This window comes from Pseudomonas sp. CIP-10 (assembly GCF_020911845.1).
GTDB lineage: Bacteria > Pseudomonadota > Gammaproteobacteria > Pseudomonadales > Pseudomonadaceae > Aquipseudomonas > Aquipseudomonas alloputida.
Genome location: NZ_CP087160.1, coordinates 1,005,681 through 1,020,241, shown reverse-complemented (window position 1 = coordinate 1,020,241; position 14,561 = coordinate 1,005,681). Strand labels below are relative to the sequence as shown.

The window sequence follows — 14,561 nt, the reverse complement described above, 5'->3', positions numbered from 1 at the left end:
TGTCAGCCACGGACGATCAGCGCCGCGTCAGCTTCGGCCTTTTCGGCCGCTTTCTGGCGGATGAGCTTTTCCAGCTCATCGACCAGGTTGTCATTGGTCAGTTTCTGCGCAGGCTTGCCGTCGATGTAGATCAGGTTCGGCGTGCCACCGGTCAACCCGACATGGGCCTCCTTGGCTTCACCCGGGCCGTTGACCACGCAACCGATCACCGCCACATCCAGCGGCACCAGCAGGTCTTCCAGACGCCCTTCCAGCTCGTTCATGGTCTTGACCACATCGAAGTTCTGCCGCGAGCAGCTCGGGCAGGCGATGAAGTTGATGCCACGCGAACGCAGATGCAGCGACTTGAGGATGTCGTAGCCGACTTTCACTTCTTCGACCGGGTCGGCCGCCAGCGAGATGCGAATGGTATCGCCAATACCCTCGGCCAGCAGCATACCGAGGCCGACGGCGGACTTCACCGTCCCCGAACGCAGGCCACCGGCTTCAGTGATGCCCAGGTGCAGCGGTTGTACGATCTGCTTGGCCAGCAGACGGTAGGCTTCGACAGCCATGAACACGTCCGAGGCCTTGACGCTGACCTTGAAGTCCTGGAAATCCAGGCGATCGAGATGCTCGACGTGGCGCAGGGCCGACTCGACCAGTGCGGCCGGGGTCGGTTCGCCATACTTCTTCTGCAGGTCTTTTTCCAGCGAACCGGCGTTGACCCCGATACGAATCGGAATGCCGCGATCGCGGGCGGCATCGACCACAGCGCGCACACGGTCTTCACGGCCGATGTTGCCCGGGTTGATCCGCAGGCAATCAACGCCCAGTTCGGCAACGCGCAGGGCAATCTTGTAGTCGAAATGGATGTCGGCGACCAGCGGCACGCTGACCCGTTGCTTGATCTTGCCAAACGCTTCGGCGGCGTCCATGTCCGGCACCGAGACACGCACGATGTCCACGCCGGCATCGACCAGTCGCTGGATTTGCGCCACGGTAGCAGCGACATCGTTGGTGTCGGTGTTGGTCATACTCTGCACCGCGATGGGCGCATCACCACCCACCGGCACATTGCCAACCCAGATTTTGCGGGATTCGCGACGTTTGATCGGAGATTCGCCGTGCATGACTTACTGTCCCAACTTCAGGCGAGCAGTCTCGCCACTGGTGAATGGGGCAACATCGACGGCCTGGCCGTTGTAGCTGACCTGGGCGCCCCGGGCAAAGCCCAGGCGTACCGCGAATGGCGGCTTGCCGGTCAGCTCGAGGTTGTCCCCCTTGCGCTTGATGGCGCTGAACAGCACCTTGCCGTTGCCGTCGCTGACCTGGGTCCAGCAATCGGCGGTGAACTGGATGGCGACCTTGGCGCTGCCAGCTGGCACTGCGGCAGGCTCGGTGGCCGCCACGGCCGGTGCCGGTGCAGGTGCAGCAGTGGCCTGTACCGGAGGCGTAACCGGTGCAGGCGAAGCAGCAGGGGCGGGTTGCACCGGCGCTTGCTGTGCTGGAGCAGGCGCTGCGGCAATGGCGGCCTCAGAGCTTACCGGTGCTTGTTCAGCGGCAGCAGGCTGCTCGGCACTGCCCTGCTCCAGCGCCAGCGGCGCACTTTCAGCTTGCTGGCCAGCGGAAACGGCCTGGTCTTCAGGCTCATCGAGCGGGTGAATCTGTGTGGTGCCGTCGGCGCTTTCGACCTCGACATGCTCCAGGGCAATCTTGGCCAGGTCCTTGCCCCGCAGGCTGCCCTGGTCCTGCCACCAGAAAAAGCCACCACCGACCACAGCCACCAGCAACAGCAGGCTGACGCCGCGCAGGATGTTGTGCGACAGACGCACAGGCTCTTCGATACGGCCCAGCGAATGCACGTCGCTGCCTTTGGCGTGGGTACCGGTGTAACGGTCGAAGGCGTCTACCAGGGCGGCCTGGTCGAGGTCCATCAGCTTGGCGTAGGCACGAATGTAGCCACGAGCGAAAGTATGCCCGGGCAGCTTGTCGAAGGCGCCGGTTTCCACGTGGTTCAACGAACTGACAGTGAGGTTGAGCTTGCGGGCCACCTCGGCTTGAGACCAGTCCCGTTTCTCACGGGCCAGGCGCAAAAGCTCACCGGGGTTCTGGCCAGGCGCTACTGCTACTTCGGGGTGCGCGGCGTTCATCGTTGCTCCGACAGGTATTGCTGGTATTCCGGCGTACCGGGATAAAGTCGTTGTAATTGCTGGCCCAATTCGGCCAGTGCGCCCTGCTCGTCGAACACCCTGGCAAGGCGGCTGCCCAGCAGCAGGCTACGGGCGTCGTGGTCGCTCAACTGGCTGAAACGATCGTAGTAGTCCCGGGCCGGCACATAATGCCTGTTTTCGTAGGACAACTCAGCCATTTCCAGCAACGCTTTTGGTTGCCGCGGGTTGAGTTGTAACGCTTTCAACAAATACGCGTGCGCCTGATCGCGGCGTTCGAGCTTCAGGACGGTCAGGCCCAGATTTTCGTACACGCGTGAGCGCTCAGGATACAGGGTATCGGCACTGGCCTGGCGAAACATCTGCTTGGCTTCGGCAAATCGCCCCTGAGCATAAAGGAAACTGCCGTAATTGTTGCGAATTCGCGTGTCACCGCGGCTTATCAGCAAGGCCTTGCGAAAGTGTGCTTCGGCCAGCGCCGGCTCGCCTTCGGCTTGAAACACTACTGCCAGGGCGGCGTGCGCATCGACATCCTGGTCATTCAGCGCCAGGGCCTTTCCAAGCGGCGCCTTGGCCTGTTCGGTCAACCCTTGTTGCAAATAACCCAAGCCAAGCTGCACATAAGCCCGCCCCGCCTCCACCCTGCCCTGGCGGCTGGCCAAGGGGTCGCTCGCGCCGCCCGACACGCAGCCGGCCAGCAGCGAAAGCGCAAGGATCGACAGCGCGGCGCGCAGGCTCATGGGCAAGGTACCTGTCAGTGGCTGGCGGCGCTGTCTGGCAGTTCGACGTCCGCAGAAAGCTGGCGAACAGCGATGTAGCGCTCACTGCGGCGAGTACGGTCATTGACCTGGCCCACCAGCTGGCCACAGGCAGCGTCGATGTCGTCGCCGCGCGTGGTACGGGTGGTGACGTTGAAGCCGCCGTGGTGCAGTAGATCCTGGAAGCGACGAATGGCGTTGTTGCTCGGTCGCTCGTAGCCCGAATGCGGGAACGGGTTGAACGGGATCAGGTTGATCTTGCAGGGTACATCGCGCAACAGTTCGATCATCTGCGCGGCATGCTCGGGCTGGTCGTTGACGTCCTTGAGCAGGGTGTACTCGACGGTGAGCACGCGCTTGCCGCCCAAGGTGGACATGTAGCCCATGCACGATTCCAGCAGCATCTTCAGCGGGTACTTCTTGTTGATCGGTACCAGCTTGTTGCGCAGTTCGTCGTTCGGCGCATGCAGCGACAGGGCCAGCGACACGTCGATGTGCTTGGCGAGTTCGTCGATCATCGGCACCACGCCCGAGGTGGACAAGGTGACACGGCGCTTGGAAATGCCATAGCCAAGGTCATCCATCATGATTTTCATGGCGGCAATGACGTTGTCGAAGTTCAGCAAGGGCTCGCCCATGCCCATCATGACCACGTTGGTAATCGCGCGGTCGACTTTGGCAGGAACGGTCCCGAAGGATTTGTTGGCAAGCCACACCTGGCCGATCACTTCGGCGGCAGTGAGGTTGCTGTTGAAGCCTTGCTTGCCGGTGGAGCAGAAGCTGCAGTCCAGGGCACAGCCGGCTTGCGACGATACGCACAGGGTGCCACGGTCGTCGGTTGGAATATAGACGGTCTCGACGCAGCTGCCGGAGGCAACGCGGATCACCCATTTACGGGTGCCGTCGGCGGAAATGTCTTCACTGACCACTTCCGGTGGGCGTATTTCGGCAACGGCCTCGAGCTTTTCGCGCAAGACCTTGCCTACGTTGGTCATGGCCGCAAAGTCGGACACGCCAAAATGGTGAATCCATTTCATCACCTGGCCGGCACGGAAGCGCTTCTCCCCGATAGAGTCGAAGAATTGTTCCATTTCCGGCTGGGTCAGACCCAACAGGTTGATTTTGCCAGTAGATGTCGTCATGGATTCACCCTCACCCGTAAGCTTTCGCTTAGCGAGTGGTTACCTCGGTAGCAGCGAAGAAGTAAGCGATTTCGCGAGCAGCAGCAGCTTCGGAGTCCGAACCGTGAACGGCGTTGGCGTCGATCGACTCGGCGAAGTCAGCGCGGATGGTGCCGGCAGCAGCTTCTTTAGGGTTGGTAGCACCCATCAGCTCACGGTTCTTGGCAATGGCGTTCTCGCCTTCCAGAACCTGGACAACGACCGGACCGGAAGTCATGAAGGCAACCAGGTCAGCGAAGAAGCCGCGCTCGCTGTGCTCAGCGTAGAAGCCTTCGGCCTCGGCTTTGGACAGTTGCTTCATTTTCGAGGCAACGATTTTCAGGCCGGCGTCTTCGAAGCGAGTGGTGATCTTGCCGATGACGTTTTTGGCAACTGCGTCAGGCTTGATGATGGAGAAAGTACGTTGAACAGCCATGGAAAACTCCAGAATATGAGTGTTACGAAAAATTAAACCCGCGAATTATACGCGGGTTCCGGGGGATTGCCTAACCTGCAAGTGACGCTTAGTCGGCTTCGTCGATCCAGGCGGCCTGGATTGCCTCGAGCACTTTCTCACCGCCGCGTGACGGATCGTCGCTGAACTCAGGCAACGCCAGCACCCAGCGGTGCAGGTCCACGAAATTCACATAACGAGGATCGACCTCAGGCTTGCTTTCTGCAAGCTGGATTGCGATCTCAAGTACATCAACCCATTTCAGACTCATGTACAGGCCCTCAGTGCGGTGCTTCGGCAGCATGGTTGAGCGAATACTTGGGGATCTCGATGGTCAGGTCTTCGTCAGCGACGAAAACCTGGCAACCAAGGCGCGATTGCGCTTCCAGGCCCCAGGCTTTGTCCAGCATGTCCTCTTCCAGCTCATCAGCCTCTTCGAGCGAATCGAAGCCCTTGCGCACGATGCAGTGGCAAGTGGTACAGGCCTTGACGCCGCCGCAAGCGCTTTCCATCTCGATGTGGTGGTCGTGGGCCAACTCCAGGATGTTGGTCCCAGGCTCCACCTCCACGGTCAGCCCCTCGGGGCAGAACTTCTCATGCGGCAGGAATGTCACCAGCGGCATCGATTACTCCTCGATCTCATTCAGGTTGCGCCCGGCCAGTGCGGCTTTGACCGTCGAATCAAGGCGACGGGCGGCAAATGCATCGGTCACCTGCGACAGACGCTTGGTCTGTTGCTCGATGGCTGCGCCATCGGTGCCGGCCAGCAAATCACGTAGTTCTTGCATCTGGAATTCGATGGCGTCGCGCTCGTCACTGCTGAGCAGGCGCTCGCCGTCGGCGTCCAGGGCGCCCTGTACCGCCTCGAGCAGCCGCTCGCCATCTACCTGATGCTCACGCAACTGGCGGGCGTGCTTGTCGGAACCGGCGTTTTCGAAGGAGTCCTTGAGCATGCGGGCGATTTCGCCGTCGGTCAGGCCGTAGGACGGCTTGACCTGAATGCTGGCTTCAACGCCCGAACCCAGCTCGCGGGCAGCGACGCTGAGCAGGCCATCGGCATCCACCTGGAAGGTAACGCGGATTTTCGCAGCACCGGCAACCATGGCCGGAATACCGCGCAGCTCGAAACGGGCCAGCGAACGGCAGTCACTGATCAGCTCGCGCTCGCCCTGCAGGACGTGGATCATCATGGCCGACTGGCCGTCTTTGTACGTGGTGAATTCCTGAGCGCGCGCCACCGGAATGGTGGTGTTACGCGGGATCACCTTCTCCATCAGCCCGCCCATGGTCTCAAGACCAAGCGACAGCGGGATGACATCGAGCAGCAGCAGCTCGCCACCTTCGCGGCGGTTGCCGGCCAAGGTGTCAGCCTGGATGGCGGCACCGATGGCGACCACCTGGTCTGGGTCGATCGAGGTCAGCGGGGTGCGCCCGAACAGTGCACCGACGGCCTCACGCACACGCGGCACGCGGGTAGAACCACCGACCATGACTACGGCGCTGACCTCTTCCAGCTCAACACCACTGTCGCGCACCGCACGGCGGCAAGCCTTCAGGCTGCGGGCAACCAATGGTTCGATCATGGCTTCGAAGGCGCTGCGGGTCAGCTCACCGTGCCAGGCACCGTGGCTGACGTTGACCACGTCAGCGTCGGTCAGGGCCTCCTTGGCGGCGCAAGCGGTTTGCAGCAGCGCGCGCTGGGTAGCCGGGTCGAGGTCAGACGACAAACCCGCCTGTTCGATGATCCAGCCGGCAATAGTGTGATCGAAGTCATCCCCCCCAAGGGCGGTATCACCCCCGGTGGCCAGCACTTCGAATACGCCAGCGGTCAGGCGCAGGATGGAAATATCGAAAGTACCGCCGCCCAGATCATAGATGGCCACCACGCCTTCGGCGTTCTGGTCCAGGCCGTAGGCTACGGCGGCCGCAGTCGGTTCGTTGAGCAGGCGCAGCACGTTCAGGCCGGCCAGACGCGCAGCATCTTTGGTAGCCTGACGCTGGGCGTCATCGAAATAGGCCGGCACGGTGATCACCGCGCCTACCAGCTCGCCACCCAAGGTAGCTTCGGCACGTTCGCGCAACACCTTCAGGATGTCGGCAGACACTTCCACCGGGCTTTTCGGCCCCTGCACGGTGTCGATGAACGGCATGTGCGACTCACCACCCACAAAGCGGTATGGCAGTTGCTCGCCCAGTTGCTTGACGTCGGCCAGGCCGCGCCCCATCAGGCGCTTGACCGACAGAACAGTGTTCAGCGGGTCGCTTGAGGCGGCGTCACGCGCAGCCTGCCCCACTTCGATACGCCCGTCGAGGTAGCGCACCGCGGACGGCAGAATGACGTTGCCCTGCGCGTCGGGCAGGGGCTCGCTGCGGCCGCTACGCAGTGCAGCGACCAGAGAGTTGGTGGTACCCAGGTCGATCCCCACCGCCAGGCGGCGCTGGTGAGGCTGAGGGCTTTGACCGGGTTCGGCAATCTGCAGTAGGGCCATGCTTATCTGAATACCTTAGGTGTCATCACGGGCAACACCGGGTTAATCGTCGAGGCGCTCTTCCAGTTGGCGCACTTCTTGGGCGAGCTTGTCGAGGAACTGCATGCGGCGCATCAGGCGCTCGGCCTTGTCGCGCTCGCCTGGGGCATCCCAGCAGGCGGCAAAGTCCTCGTTCAGCGTGTCCTGGGCAGCCTTGAGGCGCTTCTTGAACACGCCGACACCATCAAGGTCGGCTTCGTCCTGTAACTCCTCGAGCTCTTCACGCCACTGCATCTGCTGCAACAGGAAGTCAGGGTCGTGGACCGTGACTTCCTGAGGCACTTCATGGCCGCTGATGGCCAGCAGATAGCGGGCGCGCCGCGGCGCACTGCGCAGGGTCTGGTAGGCGTCGTTGAGTGCTGCGGACTTTTCCAGCGCTACCCGCTGCTCACGCTCGGAGGCGTCGGCAAAGCGGTCGGGATGGACTTCGCGGGCCAGCTCGCGATAGCGAGTGGCCAGCTTGTCGAGATCCAGACGGAAGCTTGGCTGGAGGTCAAACAATGCGTAATGACAAGGAGTACCCACAGCCAGCCTCAAACGTTGAAGCTTTCGCCGCAGCCACACTCACCGCGCACGTTGGGGTTGTTGAACTTGAAGCCTTCGTTCAACCCTTCCTTGACGAAATCCAGTTCGGTGCCATCGAGGTAGACCAGGCTCTTGGGATCGATGATCACCTTGACGCCATGGTTTTCGAACACCTGGTCTTCGTCCGCCAGTTCGTCGACGAATTCCAGCACGTAGGCCAGACCCGAGCAACCGGTGGTGCGCACGCCCAGGCGAATGCCCTCACCTTTGCCGCGCCCGTCGAGGGAGCGGCGAATGTGGTTGGCGGCGGCTTCTGTCATGCTGATAGCCATCAGAACTCCTTACCTTGCAACAGGCGACTTAGATCAAGCCTTTCTTCTGCTTGTAGTCGCGTACGGCTGCCTTGATGGCATCTTCGGCGAGTACCGAGCAGTGAATCTTGACCGGCGGCAACGCCAGCTCTTCGGCCAGTTGGGTATTCTTGATGGTTTCGGCCTCGTCCAGGGTCTTGCCCTTCATCCACTCGGTGGCGAGGGAACTGGACGCGATGGCCGAACCGCAGCCGTAGGTCTTGAACTTGGCGTCTTCGATAACGCCCTGCTCGTTGACCTTGATCTGCAGGCGCATCACGTCACCGCAGGCCGGGGCGCCGACCATGCCGGTGCCGACATCCGGGTCTTCGGCATTCATCTTGCCGACGTTGCGCGGGTTTTCGTAGTGGTCGATGACCTTTTCACTGTATGCCATGGTGCAATTCCTTCCTCATCAGGGAGCCGCTCTTGCCGGCGACTGCTTAGTGGGCGGCCCACTCGATCTTGGAGATGTCAACGCCGTCTTTGTACATATCCCACAGCGGCGACAGCTCACGCAGTTTGTTGACGGCCTCGCAGACTTTCTGCGCGGCGTAGTCGACTTCTTCTTCGGTGGTGAAACGGCCGAAGGAGAAGCGGATCGAGCTGTGCGCCAGCTCGTCGTTGCGGCCCAGAGCACGCAGTACGTAGGACGGCTCGAGCGACGCGGAGGTACAGGCCGAACCGGACGATACGGCGATGTCTTTCAGCGACATCAGCAGCGATTCGCCTTCGACGTAGTTGAAGCTCAGGTTCAGGTTGTGCGGTACACGTGCTGTCTGGCTGCCATTGACGTACAGCTCTTCAAGGTTTGAGACCTGCTTGAAGAAGCGGTCGCTCAGGGCCTTGATGCGTGCGTTTTCTGCAACCATTTCCTGCTTGGCAATGGCGAAGGCTTCGCCCATGCCGACGATCTGGTGGGTCGGCAGGGTGCCCGAACGCATGCCGCGCTCATGACCGCCGCCGTGAATGATGGCTTCAAGACGTACACGCGGCTTGCGGCTGACGTACAGCGCGCCGATGCCTTTCGGGCCATAGACCTTGTGCGCCGAGAACGACATCAGGTCGACTTTCAGCTTTTGCAGGTCGATTTCGACCTTGCCGGCCGATTGGGCGGCGTCGACATGGAACAATACGCCGCGCGAACGGGTCAGTTCACCGATGGCAGCAATGTCGTTGATCGAGCCGACTTCGTTGTTCACATGCATCAGCGAGACCAGGATGGTGTCGTCGCGCAGCACCGCTTCTACCATGGCCGGGGTAACGATGCCGTCTTCGCCTGGCTCCAGGTAAGTGACTTCAAAACCTTCGCGCTCCAGCTGGCGAGCGGTATCCAGGACCGCCTTGTGCTCGATCTTGGAGGTAATGATGTGCTTGCCCTTGGTCTGATAGAAGTGCGCGACACCTTTGAGCGCGAGGTTGTCGGACTCGGTGGCACCGCTGGTCCAGACGATTTCGCGCGGATCGGCGTTGATCAGCTCGGCAACCTGGCGACGACCGTTCTCCACCGCTTCTTCGGCCTTCCAGCCAAAGACGTGGGAGCGCGAGGCCGGGTTACCGAAGTTCCCGTCGACCAGCAGGCAGTCGGCCATCTTCTGGGCCACGCGTGGGTCGACCGGAGTGGTCGCAGAGTAATCAAGGTAGATCGGCAACTTCATTTGTCTCTCCTATCAGGCGGTGGCGTCGCTCGTCGTCCCAGGGGGTCAATCGACGGCAGACGTCTCAATCTTGTCCAGCTGGGCGGTTCGTCCTGCGACACGGCGCAGGTCCTGGCGCTGGGCGACTTCCTGCACATCACGGCGCTTGACGAGGTCGGCCAGGCTTATGCCGCTGAGGAATTCATGGATCTGCTGGCTGAGGTCGCACCACAGGTGGTGGGTCAGGCAGGTATCACCGGCATGGCAGTCCCCGAGCCCCTGGCAACGGGTGGCATCGACCGATTCGTTGACCGCGTCGATAACCTGGGCCACCTGGATGGTTTCCATGCCCCGCGACAGCTGGTAGCCGCCGCCTGGACCGCGCACACTGGAAACCAGGCTGCTGCGACGCAGCTTGGCGAACAGCTGCTCCAGATAAGAGAGGGAAATGCCCTGGCGCTCGGAAATATCGGCCAAAGACACCGGCCCATGCTTCGCGTGCAACGCCAAGTCGAGCATGGCGGTCACGGCGTATCGGCCTTTGGTAGTCAGTCGCATGGCTATTGGGTACCACGGGAGTTTCAGGATGTGTGCGAGTATGCGATTCCCGAGCATTTAAGTCAACTATTAGACCTACTGCTTTAGTCGGGTTTGCATCAGGGAGGCGGGCGCGATTGTAGCAGACGAGGGGCGCGAGCACACGCCCCACATGCCACCATGACTTCAGTGCGGCGCGATCAATGCGGCTGAGTGTCGCGCTGGGCCACCTGGGTAACCTCGGTGAAGTCGTCCTCCGGCAAGGCCGGCAGTTCCTTGGCGCAATAGTCACTGCCCATCTTGGTCAGCGCGCCACACATACCCTCCAACCGTTCGTCGACGGCCTGCAGATGATCGAGCATCTGGCCGATGGCCCGCGCCACCGGATCGGGCATGTCGCCACTGACACCATAGGCGTCAAAGCCGATCTTCTCGGCCATTGCCTTACGCTTGGCTTCGACTTCGGTGTCCTCGCTCTTGACGATGATCCGCCCCGGAATGCCTACCGCCGTAGCCCCGGCCGGCACCGCCTTGGTAACCACCGCATTGGAACCGATCTTGGCCCCGGCGCCGACCGTGAAAGGCCCCAACACCTTGGCACCCGCCCCTACCACCACGCCGTTTTCCAAGGTGGGGTGGCGCTTGCCCTTGTTCCAGCTGGTGCCACCGAGCGTCACCCCCTGGTACAGGGTGACGTCATCACCGATCTCGGCGGTTTCGCCAATGACGATGCCCATACCGTGGTCGATGAAAAAGCGCCGGCCAATGGTGGCGCCGGGGTGGATTTCGATACCGGTCAGCCAGCGACCGAAGTTCGACACCAGCCGGGCCAACCATTTGAAATCACGCCTCCACAGCGCATTGCCCAGGCGGTGCAGCCAGATGGCATGCATGCCGGGGTAGCAAGTGAGCACCTCGAAGGCATTGCGTGCAGCCGGGTCACGGTGGAATACGCTTTGAATATCTTCACGCAGACGTTCGAACATCTGTCAGTCCTTCCGTTTATGCGGCTCGCCCCGGACCACCTTCTGGGTCTCGGTGAGGATGCCGCGCAAAATGCTCATTTCCGAACGCTCGACCGCCACCCGCCCATACAGCCGGCGCAGGCGCGGCATCAGGTGCTTGGGCTTTTCGGGGTCGAGGAAGCCGATGCCCACCAGGGTTTTCTCCAGGTGGTCGTAGAACAGCTCCATTTCATCCATGGTCGCCAGCTCAGCGGCGTCAACCTTCTCGACTTTGCCCGGTGCTTCACCGGCAGCCAGCCAGGCCATGCGCACCTCGTAGGAGAGCACCTGCACGGCAGCCGCCAGGTTCAGCGAGCTGAAGTCGGGGTTGGAGGGAATGTGCACGTGGAAGTGACATCGCTGCAGTTCTTCGTTGGTCAGGCCGGCGTGCTCGCGCCCGAACACCAGGGCGATTTCCTCGCCGCCATTGGCATGCTCCACCGCCTTGGCACCGCATTCACGCGGGCCGATCAACGGCCAGGGAATGCTGCGCTCGCGGGCGCTGGTGCCCATCACCAGGTTGCAGCCGACCAGCGCCTGTTCGAGGCTGTCGACCACCTGGGCGTTATCCAGCACATCGTCGGCGCCCGAAGCACGGGCACTGGCATCCACGGCGGGGAATTCTTTCGGCTGCACCAGCACCAGACGCGACAAGCCCATGTTTTTCATGGCACGCGCAGCGCCGCCGATGTTGCCGGGGTGGCTGGTATTGACCAGAACAACACGAATATTTTGCAGCAAGGTGTTGTGCTCACAGATGCAGGAATCAGGGCCTTCGATCTTACAGAACCGACAGACGTAACGCCATGAAAGCAAATGTGACACTTCTGCCGCCAAAGTTTTCTGCTAGAATGATCGGCTTTCTTCTTTAACATCTCCAGGTGACCCGCCCATGCAGCCTATGCTGAATATCGCCCTGCGCGCCGCTCGCAGCGCCAGTGAACTGATTTTCCGCTCCATCGAACGCCTGGATAGCATCAAGGTCGATGAGAAAGAGGCCAAGGACTACGTTTCCGAAGTCGATCGCGCCGCCGAGCAGAGCATCGTCAACGCCCTGCGCAAGGCCTACCCGAACCACTCCATCCAGGGCGAGGAAACCGGCCTGCACGCGGGCAGCGGCGAAGAAGGCAAAGATTACCTGTGGATCATCGATCCGCTGGACGGCACCACCAACTTCCTGCGCGGCATCCCGCACTTCGCCGTCAGCATCGCCTGCAAATACCGCGGCCGCCTTGAGCACGCCGTGATCGTCGACCCGGTTCGCCAGGAAGAATTCACCGCCAGCCGTGGCCGTGGCGCCCAACTCAATGGCCGCCGCCTGCGCGTCAGCTCGCGCACAAGCCTGGAAGGCGCCCTGCTGGGCACCGGCTTCCCGTTCCGTGACGGCCAGATGGCGGACATGGACAACTACCTGGGCATGTTCCGCGCCTTGACCGGCCAGACCGCCGGCATCCGCCGCGCCGGCTCCGCCAGCCTGGACCTGGCCTACGTGGCTGCTGGCCGCTTCGACGCCTTCTGGGAGTCGGGCCTGTCCGAATGGGACATGGCAGCTGGCGTACTGCTGATCCAGGAAGCCGGTGGCCTGGTGAGCGACTTCAACGGTGGCCACGACTTCCTCGACAAAGGTCACATCGTTGCAGGCAACATCAAGTGCTTCAAGGCAGTACTGACTGCCATCCAACCGCACCTGCCAGAAAGCATGAAGCGCTAAGCGCAGATTGCTGGCAAACAAAAAGCACCTCTCGAGGTGCTTTTTTTGTGCCTGGTGGTTTTGCGCGGCCTGTGCCGGCCTCTTCGCGGGTAAACCCGCCCCTACAGGGACAATGCGTTCCATGTAGGAGCGGGTTTACCCGCGAAGAGGCCGGCACAGACCACGCAAATTACTGACCCGCTTCGCTCAGGATCAACTTGCCATTCTTGTCCAGCGGAATGGTCGATCCCGGCTCGCGATCCATCTTCACCTTGCCTACCTGATCACCGATGGAATAGGTCACGTTGTAGCCCACCACCTTCTCGCTGATGTCGTTGACCGTGTTGCAACGAGTTTGCGTGGTTGTGTAGGTATCACGCTCCTGCATGCCTTCCTGCACCTTGTTACCGGCATAACCACCACCGACCGCACCGGCCACCGTGGCAATCTTCTTGCCGGTACCACCACCAATCTGGTTACCCAGCAAGCCACCGGCCAGCGCACCCACGACGGTGCCGGCGATCTGATGCTGGTCCTTGACCGGCGCCTGGCGCGTAACGGTAACGTCCTTGCACACTTCACGCGGGGTTTTCACCTGTTGCTTGATCGGCTGCACGTCGGTGACCTGGGCATACTCAGGCCCCTTGTTGACCAAGCTGTAGGTCGCGACAGCACCTCCGGCAGTCACACCGACAGCACCCAGTACCGCACCCACCAGCATTGATTTATTCACGTGGACCTCCTGATCGTACCAGCGGGTATCAACCCGCGCTTCTCCCAGCCTTGGAGCAAAAAAAAAGGCGCGAGTTCAATACTCGCGCCTTTTACACCGCCAGGCGGTGATGGACTAGCCCTTACGGACGATCATCCACACCCTCGGCCTTGGTCGGCGGGATCAGGTCTTCGCTGTTCAGGTTCAGCCAGATCAGCACCACGTTGGCGATATAGATCGACGAGTAGGTACCGGCCATGACACCAATGAACAGGGCGAGCGAGAAACCGAACAGGTTGTCACCCCCGAAGAACAGCAGCGCAGCAATGGCCAGCAAGGTCGAAACCGAAGTGGCGACGGTACGCAGCAGGGTCTGGGTGGTGGAAATGTTGATGTTCTCGATCAGCGAGGCCTTGCGCATGACGCGGAAGTTCTCGCGTACCCGGTCGAACACAACAATGGTGTCGTTCAGCGAGTAACCGATGATCGCCAGGACCGCCGCCAGCACCGTCAGGTCGAAGGTGATCTGGAAGAACGACAGGATACCCAGCGTTACCACCACGTCGTGGATCAGCGAGATGATCGCGCCCACGGCGAACTTCCACTGGAAGCGGAAGGCCAGGTAGATGAGGATACCGCCCAGGGCCAGGAGCATGCCCATGCCGCCCTGGTCGCGCAGCTCTTCACCGACCTGCGGGCCGACGAACTCGACACGCTTGACCGTGGCCGGGTTGTCACCGCCTGCCTTCTGCAGCGCGGCAGCTACCTTGTTGCCCAACTGCGGGTCATCGCCCGGCATGCGCACCAGCAGGTCGGTGGTGGCGCCGAAGCTCTGCACCACCGCCTCGTGGAAGCCGGAGTTGACCAGCTCGGCACGCACCGCCTTGAGGTCGGCAGGACGCTCGTAGGTCAGCTCGATCAGCGTACCCCCGGTGAAGTCCAGCCCGAAGTTCAGGCCCTTTTGCCACCAGCTGAACAGCGCCAACACGGTGAGGAGCACGGTGACGGCGAACGCGACATTGCGCACGCCCATGAAATTGATGGTTTTCATCGCAG

Annotated in this window: 18 protein-coding genes; 1 reads left to right on the top strand and 17 read right to left on the bottom strand. The window is 61.5% G+C overall.

The window, feature by feature from the left end:
• Positions 1 to 2 precede the first annotated feature (2 nt).
• The 15 genes from ispG to trmJ form a co-directional block, all read right to left on the bottom strand.
• On the bottom strand, positions 3 to 1,112 hold the full coding sequence (gene ispG / locus LMH93_RS04605; RefSeq protein ID WP_003248517.1) for a flavodoxin-dependent (E)-4-hydroxy-3-methylbut-2-enyl-diphosphate synthase: 1,110 nt from the start codon (positions 1,110 to 1,112) through the stop codon (positions 3 to 5).
• Positions 1,113 to 1,115: 3 nt separating this feature from the next.
• Entirely contained in the window at positions 1,116 to 2,132 is a 1,017-nt protein-coding gene (locus LMH93_RS04600; RefSeq protein ID WP_230064867.1) for a RodZ domain-containing protein, read from the bottom strand.
• Complete coding sequence (pilW, locus tag LMH93_RS04595) at positions 2,129 to 2,890, bottom strand: type IV pilus biogenesis/stability protein PilW (protein ID WP_003248522.1); 762 nt, start codon at positions 2,888 to 2,890, stop codon at positions 2,129 to 2,131. Before pilW ends, LMH93_RS04600 begins: the two co-directional genes overlap by 4 nt.
• Positions 2,891 to 2,904: 14 nt before the next feature.
• Entirely contained in the window at positions 2,905 to 4,050 is a 1,146-nt protein-coding gene (gene rlmN / locus LMH93_RS04590) for a 23S rRNA (adenine(2503)-C(2))-methyltransferase RlmN (RefSeq protein ID WP_003248524.1), read from the bottom strand.
• A 28-nt stretch (positions 4,051 to 4,078) separates the two neighbouring features.
• Positions 4,079 to 4,504: a nucleoside-diphosphate kinase gene (gene ndk / locus LMH93_RS04585; protein ID WP_102885855.1), complete on the bottom strand. Its 426-nt coding sequence runs from the start codon at positions 4,502 to 4,504 to the stop codon at positions 4,079 to 4,081.
• A gap of 88 nt (positions 4,505 to 4,592) precedes the next feature.
• Positions 4,593 to 4,793 carry a Fe-S cluster assembly protein IscX gene (gene iscX / locus LMH93_RS04580; RefSeq protein WP_003248529.1) on the bottom strand — a complete coding sequence of 67 codons (201 nt, stop codon included), beginning with the start codon at positions 4,791 to 4,793 and terminating at the stop codon, positions 4,593 to 4,595.
• Between the two features lie 10 nt (positions 4,794 to 4,803).
• Entirely contained in the window at positions 4,804 to 5,145 is a 342-nt protein-coding gene (fdx, locus tag LMH93_RS04575) for an ISC system 2Fe-2S type ferredoxin (protein WP_012051250.1), read from the bottom strand.
• Between the two features lie 3 nt (positions 5,146 to 5,148).
• A complete protein-coding gene (hscA, locus tag LMH93_RS04570) occupies positions 5,149 to 7,011 on the bottom strand; it encodes a Fe-S protein assembly chaperone HscA (protein WP_003248532.1) in 1,863 nt (620 codons plus the stop codon).
• A gap of 42 nt (positions 7,012 to 7,053) precedes the next feature.
• Entirely contained in the window at positions 7,054 to 7,575 is a 522-nt protein-coding gene (hscB, locus tag LMH93_RS04565; RefSeq protein WP_003248535.1) for a co-chaperone HscB, read from the bottom strand.
• An 8-nt stretch (positions 7,576 to 7,583) separates the two neighbouring features.
• Positions 7,584 to 7,907, bottom strand: a complete 324-nt coding sequence (iscA, locus tag LMH93_RS04560) for an iron-sulfur cluster assembly protein IscA (RefSeq protein ID WP_003248536.1) — start codon at positions 7,905 to 7,907, stop codon at positions 7,584 to 7,586.
• Between the two features lie 28 nt (positions 7,908 to 7,935).
• The gene (gene iscU, locus LMH93_RS04555; RefSeq protein ID WP_003248539.1) at positions 7,936 to 8,322 is read right to left on the bottom strand and encodes a Fe-S cluster assembly scaffold IscU; all 387 of its coding nucleotides are present in this window, start codon (positions 8,320 to 8,322) and stop codon (positions 7,936 to 7,938) included.
• A gap of 46 nt (positions 8,323 to 8,368) precedes the next feature.
• Positions 8,369 to 9,583: an IscS subfamily cysteine desulfurase gene (locus LMH93_RS04550; protein ID WP_003248541.1), complete on the bottom strand. Its 1,215-nt coding sequence runs from the start codon at positions 9,581 to 9,583 to the stop codon at positions 8,369 to 8,371.
• A 45-nt stretch (positions 9,584 to 9,628) separates the two neighbouring features.
• Positions 9,629 to 10,120: a Fe-S cluster assembly transcriptional regulator IscR gene (iscR, locus tag LMH93_RS04545; protein WP_003248542.1), complete on the bottom strand. Its 492-nt coding sequence runs from the start codon at positions 10,118 to 10,120 to the stop codon at positions 9,629 to 9,631.
• Positions 10,121 to 10,299: 179 nt separating this feature from the next.
• Positions 10,300 to 11,085, bottom strand: coding sequence for a serine O-acetyltransferase (gene cysE / locus LMH93_RS04540; RefSeq protein WP_003248544.1), 786 nt, complete (start codon positions 11,083 to 11,085; stop codon positions 10,300 to 10,302).
• A 3-nt stretch (positions 11,086 to 11,088) separates the two neighbouring features.
• Positions 11,089 to 11,844: a tRNA (cytosine(32)/uridine(32)-2'-O)-methyltransferase TrmJ gene (gene trmJ, locus LMH93_RS04535; protein WP_004576300.1), complete on the bottom strand. Its 756-nt coding sequence runs from the start codon at positions 11,842 to 11,844 to the stop codon at positions 11,089 to 11,091.
• Positions 11,845 to 11,995: 151 nt separating this feature from the next.
• Here trmJ and suhB point away from each other — a divergent pair, with 151 nt between their 5' ends.
• Entirely contained in the window at positions 11,996 to 12,814 is an 819-nt protein-coding gene (suhB, locus tag LMH93_RS04530; protein WP_003248548.1) for a type III secretion system regulator SuhB, read from the top strand.
• Between the two features lie 169 nt (positions 12,815 to 12,983).
• Here suhB and LMH93_RS04525 read toward each other — a convergent pair whose 3' ends face one another.
• Complete coding sequence (locus LMH93_RS04525; RefSeq protein WP_003248550.1) at positions 12,984 to 13,526, bottom strand: glycine zipper 2TM domain-containing protein; 543 nt, start codon at positions 13,524 to 13,526, stop codon at positions 12,984 to 12,986.
• Positions 13,527 to 13,647: 121 nt separating this feature from the next.
• Positions 13,648 to 14,556, bottom strand: a complete 909-nt coding sequence (secF, locus tag LMH93_RS04520; RefSeq protein ID WP_003248552.1) for a protein translocase subunit SecF — start codon at positions 14,554 to 14,556, stop codon at positions 13,648 to 13,650.
• Positions 14,557 to 14,561: the final 5 nt, after the last annotated feature.